Here is a 20910-nt window from a genome sequence, read left to right as displayed (position 1 = left end):
GCGCCGCCTCAGCGGCCCCGGCCGTACATCAGCTTGGCGATCTTGATGATCCGGGCGATGTCGGCCGGGGTCCGCTCGAACGTCATCGCCGGCAGCAGCGACCGGGCCCGGCGGCGGGTGACCGACTTGGGCCGGCCGAACTCGCGCAGCCCCTCCTCGCCGTGGATGCGGCCGAAGCCGGACTCGCCGGTGCCGCCGAACGGCAGCGTCGACATGCCCGCGAAGGTCAGCGCCGAGTTGACCGAGGCCATCCCGGAACGCAGCCGCCGCGCCACCGCCACCGCCCGCGCCCGGCCGAACACCGAACCCCCGAGCCCGTACGGCAGCGCGTTTGCCCGCTCGACCGCCTCGTCCACGTCCCGGACGCGGTTGACCACGAGCGTCGGGCCGAACGTCTCCTCCTGCACGGCGGTCGAGTCCTCCGGCACGTCGACGAGCACCGTCGGGTGCACGTACGGCGGCTGGACCGCCTCCGGGCCGCCCAGCACCGCCCGGCCTCCCCGGCTGAGCGCGTCATCGATGTGCCGGCGGATGACGTCGATCTGCGACGGCATGGTGATCGGGCCGAGGTCGGACCCGTCGGCGCCCACTGTGAGCCGCCCGGCCTTCGCCACCACCTTCTCCACGAAGGCGTCGAAGACCTGGTCGACCGCGTAGACCCGCTCGATGCCGATGCACGTCTGGCCGGCGTTCGTCATCCCGCCCCACACGCACGCGTCGGCGGCGGCGTCCAGGTCGGCGTCGCTGTCCACGATCATCGCGTCCTTGCCGCCGGCCTCCAGCAGCACCGGCGTGAGCGTCTCCGCGCAGGCGGCCATCACCCGCTTCGCGGTGGCGGTCGAGCCGGTGAACGCGACCTTGCCGACCCCGGAGCGGCACAGCGCCGCGCCGACCGCGCCGAAGCCGTGCACCACCTGGAACACCGGCTGCTCCGGCACCACCTCGGCGAACCTGTCGACCAGCCACTGGCCGACCGCCGGGGTGTACTCGCTGGGCTTGAACACCACCGCATTGCCGGCCGCGAGCGCGTACGCGGCAGAGCCGATCGGGGTGAAGACCGGGTAGTTCCACGGGCCGATCACACCGACCACGCCGTACGGCTGGTATTCGAGGTGACCGGTGAACTCGGCGAGGATCAGGCGGGAGCGGACCCGGCGCGGCCCGAGCACCCGCTGCGCGTTGCGGGCCGCCCAGTCGATGTGCTCCAGCGCGGTGAGGATCTCCACCACGGCGTCACCGACCGGCTTGCCGCCCTCGGTGTGCATCAGGTCGGCGAGTTCCTCGATCCGCCGGGCGAGCACGCCGCGCCAGCGCTGGAGGCGGTCACGCCGGCCGGCGAAGCCGAGCCCGGCCCACCAGTCGCCGGCTGCCCGGGCGCGGTCGACGGCGGCGCGCACGTCCGCCTCGGTGGCCAGCGGGAAACTGCCTGCCTCGGCGCCGGTGGCCGGGCTGGTCGACACCAGCCGACCGTCGGAGATGAGCGGGGCGCCCGGCACATGCACAGCGGTCATGGCCGAAGTCTAGACCCGAGGATTACTCGCCGGTAGGTGTCGAACGCGCCGTACGCTGCGCGGACGATCAGCCGTCGCATCGACGGAGGTGCCGTCCGAAACGGCGAACGGGAGATGACCGGCCGGGGTCGCGGGGGTGACCGCGCGGTGGTGCAAGCCACTACGGTGAGGTGGCAGGCTGACGCCGCGGGGCGATGTGGGGTGGAGGTCGACTGTCCATGGAGGAGCATCCTGAGCTGATGCCGTTGCTGACGGTGTCGGGCGGGGCGATGCGGGGGCTCACGTTCCGGGTCGGCCAGGAGGCGCAGGTGATCGGCCGTGCGCCGACCGCCGACATCGTGCTCGCCGACCCGCACCTGAGCCGGCGGCACGCCACCGTCCGGGCCACCCCGGAGGGGGTGCTGCTCACCGACCTCGGCTCGACGAACGGCACCTGGCTCAACGACACTCGGGTCACCGGCAGCGTGGCGATCGCCGACGGCGACGTGGTCCGGCTCGGCCGCACCGACCTGCGCCTCTACGACCCGGGCGTGGCCCGGACCGACCCGGTCGGGATGAGCTTCGGCGCGATGCGCCGCGACCAGCGCCCCACAGTGCCGCTGCCCGTCCCCGGGCCGCGCCAGCCGATCGAGGCGCGCGAGGCGCAGCCGGCCGACGTGAGCTAGACCTCCGGGCATCCGCTGGGCCCTCGGGGCCGCTGATTACCGGCGCGCCCCCTTCCTGTCCCGCCCACTCGCGGTGATCAAGGACTTTGGGTACGGAAATGACTCCCGCGGGGGCGCAAACTCCTTGATCACCGCCGCCACGCGACCGGCGGAGGGTGGTCTGGGGTGGTCCGGCGCCCACCCCTCGGCGGGCCGGTGTGTCGGTGGGGCACATGGACCGGGGGCCGGCGCCCATGCCAGCATGCGCGGATGCGCAGCGCACGGCTCACGGTCCAGGCCAACGGCATCACCCAGGCGGTCCGCGTGGCCGGTCCACCGGACGGCGTACCGGTCCTGCTGGTGCACGGCAACGTCTCCTCCTCCGCCTTCTGGGAACCGCTGCTCGCCCGGCTGCCGGAGACGCTGCGGGTGGTCGCCCCCGACCTGCGCGGCTACGGCGAGACAGACACCGCGCCGGTCGACGCCACCCGAGGGCTCGACGACTTCGCCGACGACGTGGCCGCGCTGCTGGACGCCCCGGGGCTGTTCGCGCCCGGCGCCCGGCCGGTGGTGGCCGGGCACTCGCTGGGCGGCGGCGTGGCGATGCGGCTGCTCGTCGGCCACCCCGAGCGGGTGGCCGGGCTGCTGCTGGAGGCGCCGGTGTCCCCGTACGGCTTCGGCGGCACCCGGGACCTCGACGGCACCCCCACCACGCCCGACTTCGCCGGCACCGGCGCCGGCGGCGCGAACCCCGACTTCGTGGCCCGGCTCGCCGCCGGTGACCGGAGCGCCGACGGCCCGACCAGCCCGCGGGCGGTGCTGCGCGCCGCGTACGTGGCCGACCCCGCGTCCCTCGGCGACGACGAGGACCTGCTGCTGGAGAGCATGCTGACCACCGCCACCGGGGACGACAACTATCCGGGCACCGCTGTGGCCTCGCCGCACTGGCCGGGGACCGCCGCCGGGCCGCGCGGCGTGCTCAACGCGCTGGCCCCGGCCCACTTCCGGCTCGCCGACGAGCTGGTCGCCGTGCCGGTCAAGCCGCCGGTGACCTGGGTACGCGGCGACGCCGACGTGATCGTCTCCGACACCTCATTGTTCGACCTGGCGTACCTCGGCCGGCTCGGTGTGGTGCCCGGCTGGCCCGGCGACCGGGAGTGCCCGCCGCAGCCGATGGTGGGGCAGACCCGCGCGGTGCTGGACCGGTACGCGGCGGCCGGCGGGACGTACCGGGAGGTGGTGCTGCCCGGCTGCGGGCACAGCCCGCACCTGGAGCGGCCGGCGGAGTTCGTCGCCGAACTGCTGGCGCTGGCCGGGGAGAACGCCACCGGGTGAGGCGCGGTGCGTGAAATATCCCACGGCGTCTCGACAACACAGCGTCACGTGGCAGACTCCGGCGCATAACCTTAGCGGCCGTTCATGTCGCGGACGGCGGAGTCGAGCCAGGGGAGGCCGGTCGTGGCGCGGGAGTTCACCAGGGTGGGCGTGGTGGGTCTGGGCACCATGGGTGCCGGCATCGTGGAGGTGTTCGCCCGCAACGGCGTCGACGTCACAGCCGTCGAGATCTCCGACGCGGCGCTGGAGCGCGGCCGGACCACGCTCACCGGCTCCACCGACCGGGCCGTCGCCAAGGGCAAGCTCGCCGAGGCCGAGCGGGACGCCCTGATGGCGCGGGTCGACTTCCGGGTCGGCCTGGACGCGCTGCACGACGTGGACCTGGTGATCGAGGCGGTGCCCGAGCACCTGGACCTCAAGCAGCGGATCTTCGCCGAGCTGGACCGGGTCTGCAAGCCTGAGGCGATCCTCGCCACCAACACGTCCTCGCTGAGCGTCACCGAGATCTCCGTCGCCACCACCCGGCCCAACCAGGTCATCGGCATCCACTTCTTCAACCCGGCCCCGGTGATGAAGCTGGTCGAGGTGGTCCGCACGGTGGTCACCTCCGCCGACGTGGTCGCCGACGTGGAGGTGCTCTGCGAGCGGCTCGGCAAGGTCGACGTGACGATCAGCGACCGGGCCGGCTTCATCGCCAACGCGCTGCTGTTCGGCTACCTGAACCACGCGGTCGGCATGTTCGAGGCCCGCTACGCCACCCGCGAGGACATCGACGCCGCCATGAAGCTCGGCTGCGGCCTGCCGATGGGCCCGCTGGCGCTGATGGACCTGATCGGCCTGGACACCGCGTACGAGATCCTCGACACCATGTACCGGCGCGGCGGCCGGGACCGCCGGCACGCCCCGGCCCCGCTGCTCAAGCAGATGGTCACCGCCGGGCTGCTGGGCCGTAAGTCCGGTCGCGGCTTCTACACCTACGAGCGGCCGGGCTCGCCGAAGGTCGTACCCGACGAGTACACGCCGCTCGCCGCGGACGCCGCGCTCGCCGACGGCGCCCGCGCCATCGCGAAGGTGGGCGTGGTCGGCTCCGGCACCATGGCCACCGGCATCATCGAGGTGTTCGCCAAGGCCGGGTACGAGGTCATCTCGGTGACCCGGGGCGCGGAGAAGTCCGCGAAGGTCTGCGAGTCGGTAAAGACCTCGCTGAACAAGGGTGTGGTGCGGGGCAAGCTCAGCGAGACCGACCGGGACGCCGCGCTCGGCCGGATCACCTGGTCCGCGACGCTGGAGCACCTGGCCGACGTCGACCTGGTGGTCGAGGCCGTGGTCGAGGAGCTGAGCGTCAAGAAGGCGCTGTTCGCCAGCCTGGACGAGATCTGCAAGCCGGGCGTCGTGCTCGCCACCACGACCTCGTCGCTGCCGGTGATCGACGTGGCGATGGCGACCCAGCGTCCCGCCGACGTGGTCGGCCTGCACTTCTTCAACCCGGCGCCGATCATGCCGCTGGTGGAGATCGTGCAGACCATCCGTACCTCCGCCGAGACGTCGGCCACCGCCCGCGCGGTCTGCGCGAAGCTCGGCAAGACCGGCGTGGTCTGCGGCGACCGGTCCGGCTTCATCGTCAACGCGCTGCTGTTCCCGTACCTGAACGACGCGGTGAAGATGCTGGAGGCCAGCTACTCGACCGCCGACGACATCGACTACGCGATGAAGCTCGGCTGCGGCTACCCGATGGGCCCGTTCGAGCTGCTCGACGTGGTCGGCCTGGACGTCTCGCTGGCCATCCAGCGGGAGCTGTACCTGGAGCTGCGCGAGCCCGGCTTCGCCCCGGCGCCGCTGCTGGAGCACCTGGTCACGGCCGGCTACCTGGGCCGCAAGTCCGGCCGCGGGTTCCGCGACCACACCCGGCGCTGACCGCTGTCAACAGCCGGGCCCGGTGACGGCGTCTTCCGGGTGTGACCTTCGAGGAGTACGTCGGCAGCCGCGGCCCGGCTCTGTTGCGTCTGGCCCGGCTGCTGACCGGCGACGCGCACCGCGCCGAGGACCTGACCCAGGACGTGCTGGCGCGCGCGTACGTGCACTGGCGGAAGATCGCCCGGGTCGACCGGCCCGACGTGTACGTGCGCCGGATGCTCGTCAACGCGAACACGTCCTGGTGGCGGCGGCGGTCCAACCGTGAGCTGGCGGTGGACACGTTCGCCGACCGGCCCGGACGCGGCGACCTCGGCGGCGAGGCGGCGGACCGGGACGAGATGTGGGGGCTGATCCGCGCCCTCCCGGACCGCCAGCGCGCCGTGCTGGTGCTGCGCTACTACGAGGACCTGGACGACGCCACGATCGCCCAGATCCTCGACTGCTCCCCGGTCACCGTCCGCACCCACGCGATGCGGGCGCTCGCCCACCTCCGGGAGCGCTACGGCGTCCCGATGACGAAGGGGAGCCGGCCGTGACCGACCTCGACCAGCGGATCATCTCGGTGCTGCGGGAGCACGCCGAGGGGGAGACAGACACCGGACGCCTGCTGCGCCGCTCCCGCGCGCTCGGCCGGCGCCGTCGGGTACGCCGCCGGGTCACCGCCGGCACCGCGCTCGCCCTGGTCGGCGTGCTCGGCTTCACCGGCGCGATACGCGCGGACGTGGGCGGGCTGGCCGGGCGGATGCCCTGGACGGCCGCGACGGCCGAGGCGGCACCACCCCCGGTGCCGCCGCTCGCCGACGGGGTGTCGGGGGCGCGTGATCGCCCCGACCTGGTCGGCACCGATCCGCAGGTGCTGCACCTGGGCGTCGACACCACCCGTGCCCGCTACCTGGGCTGGTCCGTCCACAGCTCCAACCGGGTCGAGTCGATCCGGTTCAGCGACGGCGAGGGACACCCGATCCTGCTCGAGGTGAGCCCGGTGGCGAAGGCTCTCGACAACACTTCGATCGACGGCTTCCCGACGCAGGCCGTCAGCGGCCGGCTGGCCTTCGACGGTGGCGTGCTACGCGTCGCCGGTACGGACGGTCTGGTCACGTCGTGGCAGCCGTTCCCCGGTCTCTACGCCCGGGCGGCCACGCTGCGCGGTAACGTGGCCGCCCTGAAACGGGTCTCCGGCCTGGTGCGCTGGGACGAGGCCCGGCGATGCACCGGGCCGGTCCGACCGACCACGTTGCCGGCGGACGCGGCGGTGACGGGATGCTCGGTGGATGCGGCCGCCTTCCCGAAGGGCCTCACGGTTCAGCTCACCGTCTTCCGGGCACCTTCGTCAAACATGTGGATGACGCTGGTCTACGGGGCGGAGATGGGGGAGGACACGGGCCGCGCCAGCAACCGCGACCTGGGTGGCCGCCCGGGCTTCCGGTATCCGGACGGCAACCGCCTGGAACTGCTCGGCCTGCCCAAGGTGCGGTTGACAGTCGACTTCGCCTGGCCCTTCCCCGGCGACGGCCCCCCGGGCCAGGTGAACTTCACCGAGGCCGACGCGGCGACGGTGCTCGTCGGGACAAAGGTGGCGAGAGACCTCACCCGTCCGCAGACCTGGCCCTGATCGGCCACCACGAGGGCGATCTCGGTACGGAACGGCCCCGGGAAGGGCGCATCCGTACCAAGATCGCCCGACCCGGGTCCGGCCGGCGGACCGTACGCTTGGTGACCGTGAGCCCTCGTCGCAACCGCCCCCGCCGGGAGGAGAACCCCGGCCTGGACGCCGATCGTGCCCGCCACGGCGTGCCGACCGTGCAGCAGTGGCGCGACGGCGACTGGCAGATACGCGCGATCAGCGGCGGGGCGTCAGTCAAGACGTACCGTTGTCCCGGCTGTGACCAGGAGATCCGTCCCGGCGTGGCGCACCTGGTCGCCTGGCCGGCCGACGACCGGGGCGACCTGACCGACCGTCGGCACTGGCACTCCGGCTGCTGGCGGGCCCGGGACCGGCGCGGACCGAACCTCCAGCGCGGCCGGGGCGCCCCGCGCTACGGCTGAGCGATCTGGATCACCCGGTTCCCGTCCCGCTGGGCGGCGGGGCCGCCGACGCGGGAGACTGGCAGGCGTGAGCACTCCGATTCGCGCGTCGTCGATCCTGCCCGGCCGCCGGGAGGACATCGAGCTGCACACCGCCGACGGGCTGACGCTCGTCGGCGAGCTGGCCCGGCCGCTGGACCGCGAACCGGCCGCCACACTCGTCTGCCTGCACCCGCTGCCCACGCACGGCGGGATGATGGACAGCCACGTGTTCCGCAAGGCGGCCTGGCGGCTGCCCGCGCTGGCCGGCCTGGCCGTGCTCCGGTTCAACACCCGGGGCACCAGCAGCGTCCGCGGCACCAGCGAGGGAGCGTTCGACGGCGCGGTCGGCGAGCGGTTCGACGTGGCCGCCGCGATCGAGTACGCCGAGTTCCACGAGCTGCCGAACATCTGGCTGGTCGGGTGGTCGTTCGGCACCGACCTGGCGCTGAAGTACGGCTGCGACCCGGCGGTGGCCGGCGCGATCCTGCTCTCCCCGCCGCTGCGCTACTCCGCGCCGGAGGACCTGGGGGTCTGGGCCGAGACGGGCAAGCCGCTCACCGCGCTGGTCCCCGAGTTCGACGACTACCTGCGCCCGCAGGAGGCCCGGGAGCGCTTCGCCGCCGTGCCGCAGGCCGAGGTGGTGGGCGTGGACGGCGCCAAGCACCTCTGGGTCGGCGACGCGGAGAAGGTGCTGGACGAGATCGTCCGGCGGGTCGCCCCCGGCGTACCGCTGCCGCTGCCCACCACCTGGGACGGCCCGATGGAGACCGGCGACGTCAGCGCGTACGCCGACCGCACGGTCGCCGCGTTCGCCGACACCCCGGTGCCCGGCCCGGCCCAGCGGCGCGCCGAGTAGCGCTCAGCGCGCGTCCTGGCGGGGTAGCACCACCTCGCGCAGGATCAGCTGCAACGCGGCCACGGTGGGGATCGCGATGAGCGCGCCCACCACGCCCAGCAGCGCCACCCCGAGCAGCGCGGCCAGCAGCGCGGCCACCTCGTTGACCGACACCGCCCGGCGCATGATCTTCGGATAGATCAGGTAGTTCTCCACCTGCTGGTAGATCACGAAGAACACCAGACAGGCGATGCCCACCGGCAGGTCCGTGGCGAGCCCGACGAGCGTCACCACCACTGCGCCCAGCGTCGCGCCGATCTGCGGGATCAGGTCGGTCACCGCGACCACCACGGCCAGGGCGAACGGGTACGGCAGGCCGACCGCCAGCGCGAACACGAACGTGCTCACCCCGGCCAGCACCGCGATGGCGAGCGCGCCGACCATGTACGCGCCGACCCGGGTGAGGATCTCGTCGCCGATCAGCCGGACCCGCTCCCGGCGCGAGCGCGGCGCCAGCGCGTACCCGAGTTCGCGCAGCTTGTCGAAGTACGCCAGGAAGTAGATCGTCAGCACCAGCACGGTGAGCAGGCGGAAGATCGTCCCGAAGATCAGTTGCGCGCCGCCGAGCACCCCGCCGAGCGCCCGCCCGACGTTGTCCGCGTTCGCCGCCGCCTGGACCCGCTCCATCACGTCGTACCGGATGACCAGGTCGTTGACTGTGGGATTGCGGCGCAGCTCCTCGACGTACCCGGGCAGCTGCTGGATGAACTGACCGGACTGGGTCACCACCGGCGGCACCAGCGCCAGCAGCCCGGCCACGATCAGCAGCAGCAGGGTGAGCGTCACGACCGCCACCGCCAGCCCGCGCGGCACGCCCCACTTGCGCAGCCGGACCACCGCCGGGTGCAGGCCGACCGCGAGGAACAGCGCGATCACCACGAGCACCAGGATGCCGGCGGCGTTGCGGATGCCCAGGAACAACGCGTACGCGAGCAGCACGCCGAGCGCGCCGGTGAACCCGACCAGGAAGGCGCTGCGCCGCAGCGGGCGTCCCGGTAGGCCGAAGCGCCCGCTCGGCTCGAACTCACCCGGTTCGACGTCGACGGGCCGTTCGCCGCCCATGCCGGTGCCGGTCCGCGCGTGCTCCGCGGTGCCCGTGGTCTCACTCGCGGTGCCCGTGGTGTCGCTTGCGGGCCTCGCGTCGCCGGTCGGGGAGCCGGAGGTGTTCACGTCCGCGGCCTCGTCGTCCCGGGCGGCGGAACCCTCCTGTGACACCCGTGCCTCCCCGCTGCCCGGCTCGCCCGCCGGTGCCGTCCACGGCCGACGCGCGGCCCTCTGCCCGCAGGGTAGTCGCCGCCGTCCGCCCCGACCATCCCGCCGGGCCGTCCCGCCGGGCCGGCCTGGCGCGGGTCGCCCGCCAGTTCGGGGAGGTGGCGGGGTCCGGGTGGATCAGTCCTTGTCGACCGTCACCGTGCTGGGCTTGGCGCTGCGCTCGTCGGTGGTCGGCTTGGTCGGGCGCTTGCCGTTCTCACCGGTGCTGGTGATCTTCGTGGGGGTGGCGCCCCGGCCGCCCTCGCCCGGCACGGCGGCAACAGTGGGCTCCCCGTCGACGCCCGCGCCGGCGGGGGAGTCCATCGTGGTCACCGGTTCGCCGACCGGCTTCGCCTTGCCCGCGTCGGCGGGCTCGCCGTCACCCTTGGCCGGCCCGGCGCCGTTGGGGACCGCGGTGGCGGTGCCCTTCGCGGCCACCGGCGCACCGCCGCCGGCCGGGGTGTCGCCGGGGCTCTCCGCGCCGCTGGTGACCGGCGTGCCCTCGCCCGCCGGCGTGCCGTCGCCGGTGGACCGGCCGGTGGAGGCGGCGGGCAGATCGTCCGGGTCGACCGGGGTGGCCGCGATCCCGGCCGAGTCGGCGTCGCGCCGCAGGTCGGTGAGGCGGCGCTGCAGGTCGTCGGACTCCTGCCGCGACTTCCAGGTCTCGGTACGCAGGTCGGCCAGCTCCTGCTGGGCCTTGGCGATCTCCAGCATCACCCCGGCGAGCTGCTGCCGGCCGGCGGCCACCTCCTGCTGGGTTGCGGCCAGGTGCTGCTGCGTGGTCGCGAGGTGCTGCTGGGTCGTGGCCGCGTACTCCTCGAACTGGCGTCGCGAGGCCGCGACGTGCTCGTCGGCCTTGCGGCGCTGCGCGCCGGCGTCCGCCTCGGCGCGGCGCAGCAGCTCGGCGGCCTCCAGCTCGGCCTGCTGCCGCATGCTCAGCGCGTCGGCCTCGGCGGCCTGCCGGACGTCGGCGGCGGTGCGCTCGATCTCGTCGCGCCGCGTGGTGTACGCCTGCTCCAGCTCCTCCTGCCGCTTGGCGTGCTGCTTGTCCAGCTCGTCGCGGCGCTTGGCGAACTCCTGCTCGGCGGCGGCCCGGCGCTGGGCCAGCTCCTTCTCCGCGCCGTCGCGCCGCTCCGTGACCTCCTTCTCCACCCCGGCCCGCCACGCGCCCAGCTCCTGCTGGGTCTGCGCGCGGGCCTGCTGCACGTACGCCTCGGTCTCGGTGCGCATGCGCTGCACGTACGCCTCGACCTCGGCGCGGTTGCGCTTGCCGGCCTCGGCGGCCTCGGTGGTGAGCCGGTTGGCCTCGCTGCGGGCCCGGCCGCGGGTGGCCTTGGCGGCCTCCTCCGCGTCGTCCACGATCTTCTTGGCCTCGGCCAGCGCCTTGGCGTGCGTGGCCCGGCCGGCCTCGGCGGCGGCGTCGGTGAGCCGCTTGGCCTCCTGCTGGCCCTTGGCGTGCACCTCCTTGGCCGCCTCGCGGAGCTGGTTCGCCTCCTGCTGGGCCTTGGCCAGCGCCTCCTTGGCCGACTCCCGCAGCCGCGCGGCCTCCTGCTGTGCCCGGGAGTGGATCTCCTTGGCGGTGTCGCGGAGCTGGGTGGCCTCCTGCTGGGCCTTCGCCAGCGCGTCCTGGGCGGTCCGGCGCAGCTTCTCGGCCTCGTCCTGGGCCGCCGTCCGCAGCCTCGTCGACTCGTCCTGCGCGTCCTTGCGCAGCTTCGCCGACTCGTCCTTGGCAGCCTTCAGCGTGGCCTCGGCCTCGGCCTTGCGGGCGGCGGTGTGCCGCTCCTCCTCGGTCCGGCGGGCCGCGAGCGCGATCTCGAAGTCCTTGAGCGCCTGGGCGGCCTGCTCCCGGGCCTCCTCGACGATGTGCTCGGCGGCGGCGCGGCGGGCCTCGATCTCCTCGTTGGCGGCGGCCAGGATCTCGTCCGCCTGCTCCTCGGCCATGGTGAGGATCTGCTCGACACGCGGACCCAGGTGCCGGAACGAGGCCCGGTCCACCACCGCAGCCTGCTTGCGCACCTGGGCCAGGTCGCGCTGGAGCACCTCGACCTGACCGGCCAGCTTGTGGATCTGGGTGTACGCCTGTTCCCGCTCGGTGGTCAACGCCGCGATCTCGTGCTCCGCGCGAGCGACGTAGCGGTCGACCTGTCGTTTCTCGTATCCCCGCAGGGCGGACTCGAAGCTGGGCTCCGTCGTCACGTCCCCGCCGAGCGCGAACAGTTCCTCGCCGTGCGACATGCCCCCATCCTCACACGCATCCGGCTCTGCTGGGGCGATACGGACGCCCCTTCTGGGAGCTACTTCACCCTCCTGGCGAAACGGGCCGCACAAGCATGACGGCGCGGGGCGACACCGGTCACCCGGCGTCACCCCGCGCCGTGGCTCATGCCCCCGACAGCGGGTGTCCGATCAGCCGGCCGACTCGGCCGTCACCTTCTGCCCGGAGGCGTCCGCCTTCGGCGTCTCGGCCTTGCCGCCGGCCGGCACGCCCGGCACGATGCCGGCCAGGCCGGACAGCATCTGCCCGAGCTGCGAGGTGACCGCGTCCTTCTGACGGGTCAGGTCCTCGACCTCGCGGCGGGCCGCCTGCGTGGTCAGCTCGGCTTCGGTACGGGCCTCGTTGAGCACCCGCTGCGCCTCGGCGCGCGCCTCGTTGAGCGTCTTGTCGGCCAGCGCCTTGGCCTTGTCGACGGTCTCGTTGGCGGTGCGCTCGGACTCGACCCGCCGGGCCTCGGCCCGCTGCTCGATCTCCTTGGCCCGCTCCTGCGCGGCGCGGGCGCGCTGCTCGGCCTCGTTCACCAGCTTCTGGGTCTGCGCGACCTGGGCGGCGTGCCGCTCCGACTCCTCGCGCTCGGCCTTCTCCCGCCGCTCGGCGAGCTGGAGCTCCAGGGCCTGCAGGTCCTTGTCGCGCTTGTCGCGCGCGTCGGTGAGCAGCTTGGTCGCCTCGGCCCGCTTCTCCTCGGCCTCCCGGGCGGCCTTCGCCCGCTGCTGGGTGATCTCCCGCTCGGCGGTGGCGCGCAGCGTGGCGACCTCGCGCTCGACAGTCGACTTCAGCTCGGCCACCTCGTGCGCGGTGACCGTACGCAGCTGCTTGGTCTCCCGGTCGGCGTCGGCGCGCAGCGTGTCGGCCTCGCGGCGGGCCTGCACGCGGACCTCGGCGGCCTCACGCTCGGCGGCGGTACGGACGCTGCCGGCCTCGCGCTCGGCGGTCGCCTTCATGGCGGCGGCCTCGGCGCGGGCCTTGTCGGTGATCTCACGCGCCTCGAGGCGGGCGGCGGAGAGGATGCCCTCCGACTCGCGCTTGGCCTCGTTGCGGTGGTCGTTGGCCTGCTCCTCGGCCAGCCGCAGGATCTGCTCGACGCGAGTGCCCAGGCCGGAGAGCGTCGGCCGGCTGTTCTCCTCGAGCTGCTTGTTGGTCTCGGTGAGCTTCTGCTCCAGCGCGCTCTGGCGCTGCTCGGCCTGCCGCAGCCGGCGCTGAGCGTCGTTCATCCGCTGCTCGGCCTCGGCGCGGGCCTGCTCGGACTGGCTCAGGGCGGCGCTGAGGCGGCCGATGAAGTCGTCGACCTGGTTGGTGTTGTAACCACGCAGGCCAACGGTGAAATCGGGCTGTGAGTTCGCGTTATCGAAGAACGCAAGAGGGGAGGACTGCTGCTGGGGCATTGGGACATACTGGCAGACGCCCCAGGGTGGTTCGCAAGAGCGGTGGGCACCTTTCGCGTCCTGTTTACATGGTCAACTCGGTCGGCCGGTGAGACCGGACCAATTGGCGATCTTGGCAGCTCCCGGGCGGGTGGGGCGGGTCGGGCTTCTGCGGGGAAGGCGGCGCGAAAAGGGCCGCGGGTCGGTACCCGCGGCCCTTTGTGCGTACGCCGGTCGAATGGTGCCCGGCTCGGCCGGAAAGGCAATCCGGTGCGACCGTACGGTCAGTGACCGCGGAACCGGTTGATGGCGCTTTCGTGGCGCGAGCGCATCTCGGTGTCCCGGACGCCGAGCCCGTCGGCGGGGGCGAGGCACCGCACGCCGACCTTGCCCTGGTGCGCGTTGCGGTGCACCTCGTACGCGGCCTGGCCGGTCTGCTCCAGCGCGTACGTCTTCGACACGGTCGGGTGCACCTTGCCCAGCGCGACCAGCCGGTTGGCCTGCCACGCCTCGTGGTAGTTGGCGAAGTGGCTGCCGACGATCCGCTTGAGGTGCATCCACAGGTAGCGGTTGTCGTACTGGTGGTTGAAGCCGCTGGTGGAGGCGCAGGTGACGATCGTGCCGCCCTTCTTGGCGACGTAGACGCTGGCGCCGAACGTCTCCCGGCCCGGGTGCTCGAAGACGATGTCCGGGTCCTCGCCGCCGGTCAGCTCGCGGATGCGCTCACCGAAGCGGCGCCACTCGTCCTGGTCCTGGGTCTGCTCGTCGGACCAGAACTTGAACCCCTCGGCGGTCCGGTCGATGACCAGCTCGGCGCCCATCCTGCGGCACAGCTCGGCCTTCTCCGGCGAGGAGACCACGCAGACCGGGATCGCGCCGCCGTTGAGGGCCATCTGGGTGGCGTACCCGCCGAGGCCGCCGGACGCGCCCCAGATCAGCACCACGTCGCCCTGCTTCATGTTCGCGCCGTGGTGCGAGACGAGCTGCCGGTACGCGGTGGAGTTGACCAGCCCCGGGCTGGCCGCCTCCTCCCAGCTCAGGTGGCGCGGCTTCGGCATCAGCTGGTTGGCCTTGACGATTGCCAGCTCGGCCAGGCCGCCGAAGTTGGTCTCGAAGCCCCAGATCCGCTGCTGCGGGTCGAGCATCGTGTCGTCGTGGCCGGCGGAGTCCTCCAGCTCGACCGAGAGGCAGTGCGCGACAACCTCGTCGCCGGCCTTCCACTTGGTCACGCCCGGGCCGGTACGCAGCACCACGCCCGCGGCGTCCGAGCCGACCACGTGGTACGGCAGGTCGTGGCGGCGGGTCAGCTCGGAGAGCCGGCCGTAGCGCTGGAGGAACTTGAAGGTCGGCAGCGGCTCGAAGATGCTCGTCCACACCGTGTTGTAGTTGATCGCGCTGGCCATCACCGCGACGAGCGCCTCACCCGGGCCCAGCTCGGGGGTGGGCACCTCCTGCACGTGCAGCGCCTTGCGCGGGTCCTTGTCGCGGGTGGCCATGCCCTCGAACATGCGGGTGTCCTCGGCACGCACCACCACGCCCCGGTAGCTCTCCGGCACGGGCAGGCCGGCGAGGCCGGCGAGCTCCCGCTCCGGCTGCGACGAACCCTCCGCCGCCATGATCGCTTCGAGGATGTCCTGCACGGTGACCTCCCGTTTGTCCGCACCCGCAAACCGCGGGCAGGGGTGCTGCCATCGTCGGCGCCGGTGCGACGGGACCGCCATGTCGGCAATCGACACATTCGGCACCGGTCGCCGCTGCTGTTCGGGCGGACGTTACTGAACGGTAGCTAAAGCGGGAACCCCTCTGTGAAAAACTGCATCCACCGATGCGTGGAGGTGTCCGTGGGAACGCGCAAGCGCGCACTGCCGCGCGCGTTCCCACATGCCGGGAGGGGCCGCGACCGGCCCCTCCACGCGCGTCAGGCCGGCTGGACCAGTTCGATCAGCACGCCGCCGGCGTCCTTGGGGTGCACGAAGTTGACCCGGGAGTCCGAGGTGCCGCGCCGGGGTGCGTCGTAGAGCAGCCGGACGCCGCGCTCACGCAGCGCCGCGCAGGCCACGTCGATGTCCGTCACCGTGTACGCCACCTGCTGGATGCCGGGACCACGCTTGTCCAGGAACTTGCCGATCGTGGTGTCCGGCGAGAGCGGCGCGAGCAACTGCACCATGCCGCCGGAGGCGTCCGGGCCGACCGCGAGCATCGCCTCGCGTACGCCCTGCTCGGCGTTGGTCTCGGTGTGCACGCAGCGCATCCCGAACGTGCGCTGGTAGAAGTCGATCGCGGCGTCCAGGTCGGCCACGGCGATCCCGACGTGGTCGATGCGGCGCAGGCCGATGTCTGTGACAAACTCGGCAGCGGGCTCGACGGGGGAGTTCTCAGCCATGACGCTAGTCTGACCGAACAATCGTTAAGGCGTACAGGTCGGCACCCCCTCGGAGGCAGGCAATGGCTTCGGTGATCGTCAGCGGCGCGCGGACCCCCATGGGGCGCCTGCTGGGCAACCTCAAGGACCTCCCCGCGACCAAGCTCGGTGGCATCGCGATCAAGGCGGCCCTGGAGCGCGCCGGCGTCGCGCCCGAGCAGGTCCAGTACGTGATCATGGGCCAGGTGCTCCAGGCCGGCGCCGGGCAGATCCCGGCCCGGCAGGCGGCCGTCGAGGCCGGCATCCCGATGTCCACCCCGGCGCTGACCATCAACAAGGTCTGCCTCTCCGGGCTGGACGCGATCGCGCTCGCCGACCAGCTCATCCGGGCCGGTGAGTTCGACGTCGTGGTGGCCGGCGGCATGGAGTCCATGACCAACGCCCCGCACCTGCTGCTCGGTCAGCGCTCCGGCTACAAGTACGGCGACGTGACGGTCAAGGACCACATGGCCCTCGACGGCCTCACCGACGCCTGGGACTGCTGCTCGATGGGCGAGTCCACCGAGCGCCACGGCGCGAAGCACGGCATCACCCGCGAGGAGCAGGACGCGTTCTCCGCGGCCAGCCACCAGCGCGCCGCCGCCGCGCAGAAGAACGGCCACTTCGGCGACGAGATCACCCCGGTGGTCATCCCGCAGCGCAAGGGCGACCCGCTGGTGATCAGCGAGGACGAGGGCATCCGCCCGGACACCACCGCCGAGTCGCTCGGCAGGCTGCGTCCCGCCTTCACCAAGGACGGCACCATCACCGCCGGCAGCTCCTCGCCGATCTCCGACGGCGCCGCCGCCGTGGTCGTGATGAGCAAGGCCAAGGCCAAGGAGCTGGGCCTGACCTGGCTGGCCGAGATCGGCGCCCACGGCAACGTGGCCGGCCCGGACAACTCCCTGCACTCGCAGCCCTCGAACGCGATCAACCACGCCCTGAAGAAGGGCGGCCTGAGCATCGAGGACCTCGACCTCATCGAGATCAACGAGGCGTTCGCGGCGGTGGGCATCCAGTCCACCCGTGACCTCGGCATCAGCCCCGACAAGGTCAACGTCAACGGCGGCGCGATCGCGCTCGGCCACCCGATCGGCATGTCCGGCGCCCGCCTCGTCCTCACGCTCGCGATGGAGCTGAAGCGGCGCGGCGGCGGCACCGGCGCGGCGGCGCTCTGCGGCGGTGGCGGGCAGGGCGACGCGCTGATCATCCACGTACCGAACGGCGCCGAGAGCTGATTGTCTTGAACGACGCACGTAACGCCCCGGCGGCGGCCACCGGCCCGGTGCGCCGCAGCCGGGACGTACCCATGCTGGTGGAGCGGGCCCGCGCGGGTGACCCCCGCGCGGTGGCCCGTCTGATCACCCTGGTCGAGTCCGGCGACGAGGTGCTGCCGCAGGTGGCGGCGGCGCTCGCGCCGTACGCCGGGCACGCCCAGGTGGTCGGCCTGACCGGCTCGCCCGGCGTGGGCAAGTCGACAACCACGAACGAGCTGGTCCGGGCGCTGCGGGCGCGCGGCCACCGGGTCGGCGTGCTGGCGATCGACCCGTCCAGCCCGTTCACCGGCGGGGCGATCCTCGGCGACCGGGTCCGGATGCAGGACCACGCGACCGACCCCGGCGTCTACATCCGCTCGATGTCCAGCCGGGGCCACCTGGGTGGGCTCTCGGCGGCGACGCCGCAGGCGGTGCGCGTGCTGGAGGGCGCCGGCTGCGACGTGGTGCTGGTCGAGACCGTCGGCGTCGGGCAGGCCGAGGTGGAGGTGGCCTCGCTGGCCGACACCACGCTCGTGCTGCTCGCGCCGGGCATGGGCGACGCGATCCAGGCCGTGAAGGCCGGCATCCTGGAGATCGCCGACGTCTTCGTGGTCAACAAGGCCGACCGGGACGGCGCGGACGCCACCGTCCGCGACATCCAGGGCATGATCGCGCTCGGCGAGCGCGGGCCGGGGGAGTGGCGGCCGCAGGTGGTGCGCTCGATCGCCGCCCGTGCCGAGGGCATCGACGACATCGCCGCCGCGATCGACAAGCACCGCGACTGGCTGGAGCGCCACGGCGAGCTGCGCCGCCGCCGGGAGGCGCGGGCCGCCGCCGAGATCGAGGCCATCGCGCTGGGCGTGCTGCGCGCTCGGATCGGCTCACTGCGCGACGGTACGCAGCTCCCGACGCTCGCCGCGAAGGTGGCCGAGGGCGCCATCGACCCGTACGCCGCGGCGGAGGAACTGCTCTCCCAGCTCGGCTCCTGAGGCGCGGGCCGGCCGGGGTCACCCCGGCCGGCCTCTCAGAGTTCCGCGCCGGTGAGCGGGTTGGCGGTTCCGGGCCGGCTGACCGGGGCCGCCAGCATGCCGGCGATGGCGTCGGCGAGGAAGTCCCCGACGTCCAGCCAGCGCGGGTCCTGCCCGTCCTGTTCGGCGCGGGCCTCGACCTCGGCGGTGGCGGTCATGACGATGCGGGCGATCAGCGCCGCCCGGCCGGCCACCACCCCCGGATCGAGGTGCGCCAGCCGGGACGCCAGTGAGGCGCGGACCGGCAGGTCGACGAAGGCCGACTCGAACGCCTCGCGCATCAGCACCCGCAGCGTCGGGTCGTGCAGGGCCTGGGCGAGGAAACGTGCCCGCCAGCTCGGCCGGGGCAGGCTCGCGAGCACCGCCATGGACGGCTGGACGAGGCTGCGGACGTCGCCGAGCACCGAGTCGGGTTGCTCGGGCATCGCCCGGCGGGGTTCGGTCAGGGCGTCCATGTGCCGGGCGACCAGTGCCCGGAGCAGGCCCTCCCGGCCGCCGAAGTAGTACCGCACCGCGGAGTGGTTCGTGTTGCCCGCGACCTCGGCGATCCTGCGGTCGGAGACCTGCGCGATCCCGGTCTCGGCGAACAGGCGTTCGGCGGCGTCGAGCAGCGCGGTACGGGCCGCCTCCGACCGTGCCATGAGCCCTCGCTTCCCTGGACCGGCGCCTCGCTGTGGCGCAGGCCAAACCTAGTCGTTTCGTCTTCCGGCGGACGCGTCACCTACACTTCGTAAGTCACTTGACTTACGTTTGGCTGCCGACGCAGCCGTGAACCCACCCCGGAGCATGCCTGTGCCGCCCTCCACCGACCCGGCGACCGCCGAGCCGACCGCCGCCGACCGCAAGGAGCGGATCATCCGCTCGGTCGCCCTCTTCGTCATGCCGTTCCTCATGGTCACGATGATGTTCGCGACCTACGTGGGAACGATGCACTCGCCGCACCCCCGCCAGATGCCGGTGGCGGTGATCGGCAGCGGCGCCGAGGCCCAGGGCGTCGTCGACGCGTTGAACGCCACCGCCGGCGAGCCGGTCGAGGCCCGGCTGGTCGGGTCCCGGGACGCCGCCGTGGAACTCCTGCGGGACCGGGAGATCAGCGGCGCCTTGCAGCTCCCGGCGGCGGGTTCGGACCAGGCGACGATCATCACCGCGTCGGCGGCCGGCGCCTCCCGCGCCGGTACCGCGCAACAGCTCCTCGCCCCGGTCGCGGTGCAGCAGCAGTGGGCGTCCACGACCGAGGACGTCGCGCCGCTGCCCGACGACGACCGGGCCGGGATCTCGGTGCTGTTCGCCGCGATGGGCATGATGCTCGCCGGCTACGTACCGCTGAGCATGCTCCTGATGGCCACCCCGCACCTGCTGCGCCTGCGGCGGTTCGTTCCGCTGGCGGCCGGCTGGTCGGCGCTGACCAGCACGATCATCTGGCTGATCCTCGGACCCGGTGTGGGCGCGGTCGACGGCCACTACCTCACGTTCCTCGGCGTCGGCATGCTCACGACCGGCGCCGTCGGTCTCGCCCAGCTGCTCTTCACCAAGGTGATGGGGCCGCTGGCGGTCCTGCTCGGGATGCTGTTCTTCGTCGTGCTCGGCATGCCCGCGTCGAACCTGGCGCTGCCGGTCGACACGATGCCCGGCTTCTTCCAGTTCCTGCACGGGGTGCTGCCCCTGCCGGCGGCGGGTGAGGCGCTGCGGTCGGCGCTCTACTTCGACGGCCGGGGCATCGGCGTCCACCTGCTGACGCTCGCCGCCTGGATCGTCGCCGCCGTGCTGCTCTGCCTGCTCAAGGAGCGCGGCGGGGCGCCGATCCCGCAGGCGCCGCAGGTCGACGGCCCGGACACGCCGCTGCCCGCGCTCGCCGGCGGCCCGCCGCGGTCCAAGCGGTTCCGGTACGTGACGGTGGCGGCGTTCCCGCTGAGCATCCTGGTCGCCGTGGTGGGCCTGATGAGCTTCTCCATGCACAAGCCCGAGCCGCACGACATCCCGGTGGCGGTGGTCGCCGCCGTCCCCGAGCAGGCGGAGCAGGTCGCCGCCGGCCTGCGGGCCGGTCTCGGCGGGGTCGCCGACATCTCCGTGGCCGCGTCGCTGGACGAGGCGAGGGAGCGCATCCTCGCCCAGGACCTGGTCGCCGCGTACGTGCTGCCCGCGACGCCGGGCGGCGAGGCCACCCTGTACTCGTCGTCGGCGGCCGGGTCCAGCCAGCACATGATGGTGCAGACCATGTTCCGCCAGATCGCCGCCGGGCAGCAGACGCCGCTGGCGGTGGCCGACGTGGCGCCGCTCAGCAGGACCGACACGATGGGCAGCAACAGCCTCTACGTCGGCATGTCCTGGATCATGTCCGGGTTCCTGATGCTCGCCGTGCTCCGGGGCGGCGCGCCGCACCTGCGGCGGCTGCGCCAGTTCCTGCCGATCCTCGGCGGCTGGGCGATCGGCATGTCCACCTGGCTGTGGCTGCTGTTCGACGTGATCATCGGCGCGGTCGACGGGAGCGCCCTGGAGATGATCGGTTTCGGCGCCCTCACCATCTTCGCCGTGTCGTCGGTGACCGGGGTGTTCACCCGTACCTTCGGCCTCGCCGCGATCGTCCCGATGATGGTGGTGCTGATGATGGCCGGTGTGCCGGCCTCCGGCGGCGGCCTGTCGATCTACATGGTGCCGGAGTTCTTCCGGACGCTCCAGGGCGTCCTGCCGCTGCCCGCCGCCGTGGACACGGCCCGGTCGCTCGCCTACTTCGACGGCGTCGGCGTCGGGCGGAACCTCGCCGTCGTGGCGATCTGGGCAGCGGCCGGTCTGCTGCTCAACCTCGGCGTCGACTGGTGGCTCCGGCGCCGGGAGCGGACGGCCGGCGGAACCGGGCCGCACCCGGCGCCGGACACCTCCGGCGGGCTGGACGGGGTCGTCGGCGAGCCGGCGCCGGCCGGGGCGCGCTGAACCGGGCTCCGTCCACTGCGGAGCGCCCACGCCTAGTACGCTCG

The 20910-nt window shown here is 73.1% G+C and carries 17 protein-coding genes; 10 read left to right on the top strand and 7 right to left on the bottom strand.

Annotation, left to right across the window (positions count from 1 at the left end; genetic code table 11):
• Nucleotides 1-8: 8 nt before the first annotated feature.
• Nucleotides 9-1511, bottom strand: a complete 1503-nt coding sequence (locus tag CLT75_RS18740) for an aldehyde dehydrogenase family protein (RefSeq protein WP_135241788.1) — start codon at nucleotides 1509-1511, stop codon at nucleotides 9-11.
• A 218-nt stretch (nucleotides 1512-1729) separates the two neighbouring features.
• Between CLT75_RS18740 and CLT75_RS18735 the strand changes: the two genes are divergently transcribed.
• From CLT75_RS18735 to CLT75_RS18705, 7 genes are all read left to right on the top strand, one after another.
• Complete coding sequence (locus tag CLT75_RS18735) at nucleotides 1730-2176, top strand: FHA domain-containing protein (RefSeq protein ID WP_135241787.1); 447 nt, start codon at nucleotides 1730-1732, stop codon at nucleotides 2174-2176.
• 249 nt (nucleotides 2177-2425) lie between these two features.
• The gene (locus tag CLT75_RS18730) at nucleotides 2426-3490 is read left to right on the top strand and encodes an alpha/beta fold hydrolase (RefSeq protein ID WP_135241786.1); all 1065 of its coding nucleotides are present in this window, start codon (nucleotides 2426-2428) and stop codon (nucleotides 3488-3490) included.
• 123 nt (nucleotides 3491-3613) lie between these two features.
• On the top strand, nucleotides 3614-5404 hold the full coding sequence (locus CLT75_RS18725) for a 3-hydroxybutyryl-CoA dehydrogenase (protein ID WP_135241785.1): 1791 nt from the start codon (nucleotides 3614-3616) through the stop codon (nucleotides 5402-5404).
• A gap of 41 nt (nucleotides 5405-5445) precedes the next feature.
• Complete coding sequence (locus CLT75_RS18720) at nucleotides 5446-5940, top strand: SigE family RNA polymerase sigma factor (protein WP_135241784.1); 495 nt, start codon at nucleotides 5446-5448, stop codon at nucleotides 5938-5940.
• Nucleotides 5937-7016 carry a hypothetical protein gene (locus CLT75_RS18715; RefSeq protein WP_135241783.1) on the top strand — a complete coding sequence of 360 codons (1080 nt, stop codon included), beginning with the start codon at nucleotides 5937-5939 and terminating at the stop codon, nucleotides 7014-7016. The genes CLT75_RS18720 and CLT75_RS18715 overlap by 4 nt, the downstream gene beginning before the upstream one ends.
• Before the next feature lie 101 nt (nucleotides 7017-7117).
• Nucleotides 7118-7450 (top strand): hypothetical protein, encoded by a 333-nt coding sequence (locus tag CLT75_RS18710; RefSeq protein ID WP_135241782.1) that lies wholly within the window; start codon nucleotides 7118-7120, stop codon nucleotides 7448-7450.
• A 67-nt stretch (nucleotides 7451-7517) separates the two neighbouring features.
• Nucleotides 7518-8327 carry an alpha/beta hydrolase family protein gene (locus tag CLT75_RS18705; protein ID WP_135241781.1) on the top strand — a complete coding sequence of 270 codons (810 nt, stop codon included), beginning with the start codon at nucleotides 7518-7520 and terminating at the stop codon, nucleotides 8325-8327.
• Between the two features lie 3 nt (nucleotides 8328-8330).
• Here the strand turns inward: CLT75_RS18705 and CLT75_RS18700 are convergent, their stop codons facing one another.
• From CLT75_RS18700 to mce, 5 genes are all read right to left on the bottom strand, one after another.
• Nucleotides 8331-9428 (bottom strand): AI-2E family transporter, encoded by a 1098-nt coding sequence (locus CLT75_RS18700; RefSeq protein WP_209310471.1) that lies wholly within the window; start codon nucleotides 9426-9428, stop codon nucleotides 8331-8333.
• Between the two features lie 327 nt (nucleotides 9429-9755).
• Nucleotides 9756-11852 carry a hypothetical protein gene (locus CLT75_RS18695; RefSeq protein WP_135241779.1) on the bottom strand — a complete coding sequence of 699 codons (2097 nt, stop codon included), beginning with the start codon at nucleotides 11850-11852 and terminating at the stop codon, nucleotides 9756-9758.
• Nucleotides 11853-12023: 171 nt separating this feature from the next.
• Nucleotides 12024-13274, bottom strand: a complete 1251-nt coding sequence (locus CLT75_RS18690) for a DivIVA domain-containing protein (RefSeq protein WP_013475376.1) — start codon at nucleotides 13272-13274, stop codon at nucleotides 12024-12026.
• Between the two features lie 263 nt (nucleotides 13275-13537).
• Nucleotides 13538-14893 carry a crotonyl-CoA carboxylase/reductase gene (gene ccrA, locus CLT75_RS18685; RefSeq protein WP_135241778.1) on the bottom strand — a complete coding sequence of 452 codons (1356 nt, stop codon included), beginning with the start codon at nucleotides 14891-14893 and terminating at the stop codon, nucleotides 13538-13540.
• Between the two features lie 278 nt (nucleotides 14894-15171).
• On the bottom strand, nucleotides 15172-15636 hold the full coding sequence (gene mce, locus CLT75_RS18680) for a methylmalonyl-CoA epimerase (protein ID WP_135241777.1): 465 nt from the start codon (nucleotides 15634-15636) through the stop codon (nucleotides 15172-15174).
• Between the two features lie 62 nt (nucleotides 15637-15698).
• On the opposite strand from mce, the gene CLT75_RS18675 reads away from it, so the two are divergent.
• A complete protein-coding gene (locus CLT75_RS18675) occupies nucleotides 15699-16892 on the top strand; it encodes an acetyl-CoA C-acetyltransferase (RefSeq protein ID WP_135241776.1) in 1194 nt (397 codons plus the stop codon).
• Nucleotides 16893-16897: 5 nt separating this feature from the next.
• Nucleotides 16898-17899 carry a methylmalonyl Co-A mutase-associated GTPase MeaB gene (gene meaB, locus CLT75_RS18670; protein WP_135241775.1) on the top strand — a complete coding sequence of 334 codons (1002 nt, stop codon included), beginning with the start codon at nucleotides 16898-16900 and terminating at the stop codon, nucleotides 17897-17899.
• Between the two features lie 35 nt (nucleotides 17900-17934).
• On the opposite strand, the gene CLT75_RS18665 is transcribed toward meaB, so the two are convergent.
• Nucleotides 17935-18579, bottom strand: coding sequence for a TetR/AcrR family transcriptional regulator (locus CLT75_RS18665; RefSeq protein WP_135241774.1), 645 nt, complete (start codon nucleotides 18577-18579; stop codon nucleotides 17935-17937).
• 151 nt (nucleotides 18580-18730) lie between these two features.
• Here CLT75_RS18665 and CLT75_RS18660 point away from each other — a divergent pair, with 151 nt between their 5' ends.
• Complete coding sequence (locus tag CLT75_RS18660; RefSeq protein ID WP_135241773.1) at nucleotides 18731-20866, top strand: DUF3533 domain-containing protein; 2136 nt, start codon at nucleotides 18731-18733, stop codon at nucleotides 20864-20866.
• The last annotated feature ends 44 nt before the right edge of the window (nucleotides 20867-20910 follow it).

This window comes from Micromonospora sp. CNZ285 (assembly GCF_004637285.1).
Note: the sequence above shows the minus strand (reverse complement) of the source record. Positions and strands in the feature narration are given on the sequence as shown.